Genomic DNA, 4,646 nt, shown 5'->3' with positions numbered 1-4,646 from the left:
GAGAGCTGGTTCCCGCTGCTGACGACGCTCGACGTCGCCAACGACGACTTCATCCGCACCACGCAGGAGCGCCACGAGACGAACGTGCAGACGTTCTTCCAGCGCCTGTACGACCGCGGCTACATCTTGCCGGCGAGAGTCCGGTGTCCGGGAGCTCGAGGCGGTGTGGCTCGTCGGTCTTCGTGAGCTGATCGACGACGACATCGCACTCGAGCTCGGGATCAGCATGCACGATGCGCATAGCGAGGATCGTCGGTGTCTGATCGAACAGGCCGTGGGGGGCGAGCGCCGCGGTCGTGAGGGCGAGTACGCCGCCGGCCGCCTGCAGCCGCACGCCCTCGTCGGTGATCCTGGCCGCTCGGCCCACGAACGTCAGGACGTCTTTCGCCGTGTGGGAGTCGGCGAGGAGAAGGTGATGCGGCACGCGTTCTAAACTACCAACGGAGCGGCGCCCCGGGGCGCAGAGAGGAATCCATGAGCGCGGAAGACCACGCCATCCAGACCGTCGAGCGACTGCTCGAGGTTATCGATCTCGATTCAACGCAGGCACGGACGACGGAGGACATCTTCACCGGCTCCTCACACCCGATGCCCACCGGCCGGATCTACGGCGGACAGGTTCTCGCCCAGGCGCTCTTGGCTGCGGAGCGCACCCTTCCCGAAGACCGTGCGGTGCACTCGATGCACGGCTACTTCCTTCGTCCAGGCGACGCGAGTCAGGGCATCACGATCTCCGTCGACCGCATCCATGACGGACGCTCGTTCTCCACGCGTCGTGCCCAGGCCTACCAGAACGGTGTGCCCATCTTCTCGATGATCGCTTCCTTCCAGGACGCCGACCCGGGCGTCGAGCACGCACAGCCGATGCCCGATGGCATTCCCGCTCCTGAGGAACTCGCACCGGACGAGAATCGGGTTCAGGGTCTCCCCGGCGGCACCGCACGGATGCTGAGCGAGCGTGCCGCGGACATCCGCCACGTCGACTCGCCTCTGTATCTGCCGAGCGACGATGCGCGCACGCCGCAGCAGGCCGTGTGGATGCGTCTTCGCGCGCCGCTACCCGACGACCAGCGTCTGCACAGGGCGGCCCTCGCCTACCTCAGCGACATGACGATCCAGGAGTCGATCCTCCGCGCCCACGGCGTCTACTGGGCGCTCCCCGGTCTCAAGGTCGCCAGCCTCGATCACGCGATGTGGTGGCACCGGCCTGCGCGCGTGGACGAGTGGCTGCTGTACGTGCAGGAGTCGCCGAACGCCCGCGGCGGCAGAGGGCTCGCCACCGGACGGATCTTCACGCGCGACGGGGCCCTCGTGGCGAGCGTCGCCCAGGAGATCATGATCCGGGTCCCCGACGGCCAGGAGTGATACGTCGGTCGGGAACACCCGCTCCCGACCGACTCGCCAGGCACAGTCTCACGTGCCCCTCGTCGCCCGCTGACCGCGAGCGGCTCAGCGATGGCTGTACTGGATCGACTCTCCGAGGTACGGCTCCCAGGCGTCGCGCATCTCCTGCGTGAGGCGGGTGGGGCGTCCGGTCTTCGCGTCGACGAGCACGATGATCGCCGTCGATCGCGCATAGATCTGACGAGGGTCTGCCGTCGGGTCGTTGTGCACCTCGTAGCAGACCTCGACGCTGGACCCGCCGAGCTTCCCGAACCACATCTGCACCTCGAGCGGTCGCCGCTGGTACGGCACGGGTGCGAGGTACTCGATCTCCTGGCGAGCGATGAGCGTGAGGATGCCCTCGTCGATGCCCGAGTCGAGCACTGCCGTCGAGGGGGCCTCCTCGCCGGGGCCCGCACGCCAGAACGCTCGCACACGAGCCTCCTCGAGCAGCTTCAGCATCGAGGTGTTGTTGACGTGGTTGAACGCATCCAGATCGCCCCAGCGGAGCTGGATCGGGATGTGCAGACGGGGCCCCGGCGATGCGGTCACGACAGCCTCAGTCGCGCGTCAGCTTGCGGTGCGTCGAGCGGTGCGGCTTGGCCGCATCCGCTCCGAGGCGCTCGATCTTGTTCTCCTCGTAGGCCTCGAAGTTGCCCTCGAACCAGTACCACTGGTCAGGCTTCTCATCGGTCCCCTCGTAGGCGAGGATGTGCGTGGCGATGCGGTCCAGGAACCACCGGTCGTGGGTGATGACCACGGCGCAGCCGGGGAATTCGAGCAGCGCGTTCTCGAGCGAGCTCAGGGTTTCCACGTCGAGGTCGTTGGTCGGCTCATCGAGGAGCAGCAGGTTGCCGCCCTCTTTGAGCGTCAGCGCGAGGTTCAGGCGGTTGCGCTCACCACCGGAGAGCACGCCTGCCTTCTTCTGCTGGTCCGGACCCTTGAAGCCGAACTTGGAGACGTACGCCCTGGACGGGATCTCGGTCTTGCCGACGGTGATGTAGTCGAGGCCGTCGGAGACGACCTCCCACAGCGTCTTGTTCGGGTCGATGTTGGAGCGCGACTGGTCGACGTAGCTGATCTTGACCGTCTCGCCGATCTTCAGATCTCCGCCGTCGAGCGGCTCGAGGCCGACGATGGTCTTGAACAGCGTCGTCTTTCCGACACCGTTCGGGCCGATGACACCGACGATGCCGTTCGGCGGCAGGCTGAAGCTGAGTCCATCGATGAGCGAGCGTCCGTCGAAGCCCTTCTTCAGGTTCTTGGCCTCGATGACGACGCTACCGAGACGCGGTCCTGCGGGGATCTGGATCTCCTCGAAGTCCAGCTTCCTGGTGCGCTCAGCCTCGGACGCCATCTCCTCGTAGCGAGCGAGACGCGCCTTCGACTTGGTCTGACGCCCCTTCGCGCTCGAGCGGACCCACTCCAGCTCCTCTTTGAGGCGTTTGGCGAGCTTGGCGTCCTTCTTGCCCTGGATCTCGAGGCGTTCGCCCTTCTTCTCAAGATAGGTCGAGTAGTTGCCCTCGTAGCCGATCAGGCGGCCGCGGTCGACCTCGGCGATCCACTCGGCCACATGGTCGAGGAAGTACCGGTCGTGGGTGATTGCGATGACGGCACCCTTGTAGGCCTGCAGGTGCTGCTCGAGCCACAGCACGCTCTCGGCGTCGAGGTGGTTGGTCGGCTCGTCGAGGAGCAGGAGGTCAGGCTTCTGCAGGAGCAGCTTCGCCAGCGCCACGCGACGCTTCTCACCACCGGAGAGCGGGGCGATCGCCGCGTCGCCCGGAGGGGTGCGCAGCGCATCCATGGCCTGATCGAGCTGCGAGTCGAGGTCCCAGCCGTCCGCCGCGTCGATCTCTTCCTGAAGCGAACCCATCTCCGCCAGGAGAGCGTCGAAGTCGGCATCGGGATCGGCCATGAGTGCCGAGATCTCGTTGAAGCGGTCGAGCTTCGCCTTGATCGCGATGCCGTCCTGGATGTTCTCGAGCACGGTCTTCGTCTCGTCGAGTTCCGGTTCCTGCATGAGGATGCCGACGGTGAACCCCGGAGAGAGCTTCGCCTCCCCGTTCGAGGGGGTGTCCAGACCCGCCATGATCTTGAGGATGGTCGACTTACCGGCGCCGTTGGGGCCGACCATACCGATCTTGGCCCCGGGGAGGAACGCCATGGTCACGTCGTCCAGGATGAGCTTCTCGCCCACTGCCTTGCGCGCACGAACCATCGAGTAGATGTACTCAGCCACCGAAAACCGCTCCTTCTGTTGGCGTCGAAGATCGACACTCCAGCCTACCGGCCCCCTGGCGTGTCACCAGTCGATAGGACGTGTGGCGCCGATGAGGCAGCGCCCCTCGGCGAGTTGCGGGAGAACCGCGGTGACGACTTGCCCCGTCGAGGGCCCGACCTGGCCGACGAGACACTCATCGTCGCCCCAGCGCACGGAGAACTGCAGACTCTCCGCCGGATTCCCTACCGTGGTCTGATCCTGGGTCACCTGCATCGCCTCGCGATCGAACCCTGCAGTGATCAGGGCGTCGATGTAGGCGCGACCGAGCCCCCGCTGATCGGTCGCCCAGATGCCTTCCGCGGTCGCCGTGAACACAGGCAGGTTCTCCTCGGCGGTGCCATCGGGCACCAGGACGGGGGCCGCGGGAATCGTCGACTCCGCACCGGGCGAGGCGGAGACCGACGGGGAAGGTGACGGAGCGGGGCTCGGCGTGCACCCGGAGAGAAGGAGGGCGGCCGCAGCCGTGGCGGCGAGGACGCCGGCTGCACGCGCGGGCGAGAGGACCGATCGACGAAGCACGTGCCGAGTCTACGTCGCCTTCCCCTTCGTCTCGCCCGAGCAGCCGGCCCGCGCCCTCATCTCTCCGAACTCGGCAGGTCAGCCCCTCCCCGTCATCTCCGCCTCCGGATCAGCCCAGGAGAGGTCGATCGTCGAGGAGTCCTTCTCCTCATCGGGGCCGCCGACTCCCTCATGGCCGGATGACGCGTCCGCGGAGTCGGTTGACGTCTCCGTGGCACTCGCCTGCGCACGCGCCTGCGGTCGGTAGGCGGTCGTCCCCCACCGCAGGTCATGTCCGATCGCATCCGCTTCGATGTCGACGCTGGTGCCGTGCTTGCCGTTGCTCTCCCAGTTTCGGATCTTCAGGCGACCGGTCACGATCACGCTGTCACCGGTGCGCAGTGACGCCTTCGCGTTCTCGCCGAGCTGTCGGAATGCGGCCACGGAGAACCAGTTGGTCCCGGAGTCCGTCCACGTCTGGGTC

The 4,646-nt window shown here is 66.6% G+C and carries 6 protein-coding genes and 1 pseudogene; 3 read left to right on the top strand and 4 right to left on the bottom strand.

Features of this window, described 5'->3' with window-relative positions:
• The 3 genes and pseudogenes from KZA10_RS08290 to KZA10_RS08280 form a co-directional block, all read left to right on the top strand.
• Positions 1-126 (top strand): annotated as a pseudogene (locus tag KZA10_RS08290) (class I tRNA ligase family protein); the annotation flags it as partial.
• 37 nt (positions 127-163) lie between these two features.
• Entirely contained in the window at positions 164-433 is a 270-nt protein-coding gene (locus tag KZA10_RS08285; protein WP_218682626.1) for a hypothetical protein, read from the top strand.
• 41 nt (positions 434-474) lie between these two features.
• Positions 475-1,365, top strand: coding sequence for an acyl-CoA thioesterase II (locus tag KZA10_RS08280; RefSeq protein ID WP_141386025.1), 891 nt, complete (start codon positions 475-477; stop codon positions 1,363-1,365).
• Positions 1,366-1,449: 84 nt separating this feature from the next.
• Here the strand turns inward: KZA10_RS08280 and KZA10_RS08275 are convergent, their stop codons facing one another.
• From KZA10_RS08275 to KZA10_RS08260, 4 genes are all read right to left on the bottom strand, one after another.
• Positions 1,450-1,935, bottom strand: coding sequence for a thioesterase family protein (locus KZA10_RS08275; RefSeq protein WP_055868397.1), 486 nt, complete (start codon positions 1,933-1,935; stop codon positions 1,450-1,452).
• Between the two features lie 7 nt (positions 1,936-1,942).
• Positions 1,943-3,622: an energy-dependent translational throttle protein EttA gene (gene ettA / locus KZA10_RS08270; RefSeq protein WP_017830677.1), complete on the bottom strand. Its 1,680-nt coding sequence runs from the start codon at positions 3,620-3,622 to the stop codon at positions 1,943-1,945.
• Positions 3,623-3,685: 63 nt separating this feature from the next.
• On the bottom strand, positions 3,686-4,183 hold the full coding sequence (locus KZA10_RS08265) for a hypothetical protein (RefSeq protein WP_141386024.1): 498 nt from the start codon (positions 4,181-4,183) through the stop codon (positions 3,686-3,688).
• Between the two features lie 78 nt (positions 4,184-4,261).
• Positions 4,262-4,646, bottom strand: a 385-nt coding sequence (locus tag KZA10_RS08260) for a single-stranded DNA-binding protein (protein ID WP_218682625.1), incomplete at its 5' end; no start/stop codon positions are given.

The organism is Microbacterium sp. BF1 (genome assembly GCF_019279095.1).
Classification (GTDB): Bacteria; Actinomycetota; Actinomycetes; order Actinomycetales; family Microbacteriaceae; genus Microbacterium; species Microbacterium maritypicum.
The sequence above is the reverse complement of the archived record's forward strand: the minus strand, read 5'-3'. Positions and strand labels throughout refer to the sequence as shown.

What these genes read in the sequence shown, in the direction of transcription:
- KZA10_RS08280 (WP_141386025.1), top strand. Translation starts at nt 475, where the DNA reads ATGAGCGCGGAAGACCACGCCATCCAGACCGTCGAGCGACTGCTCGAG.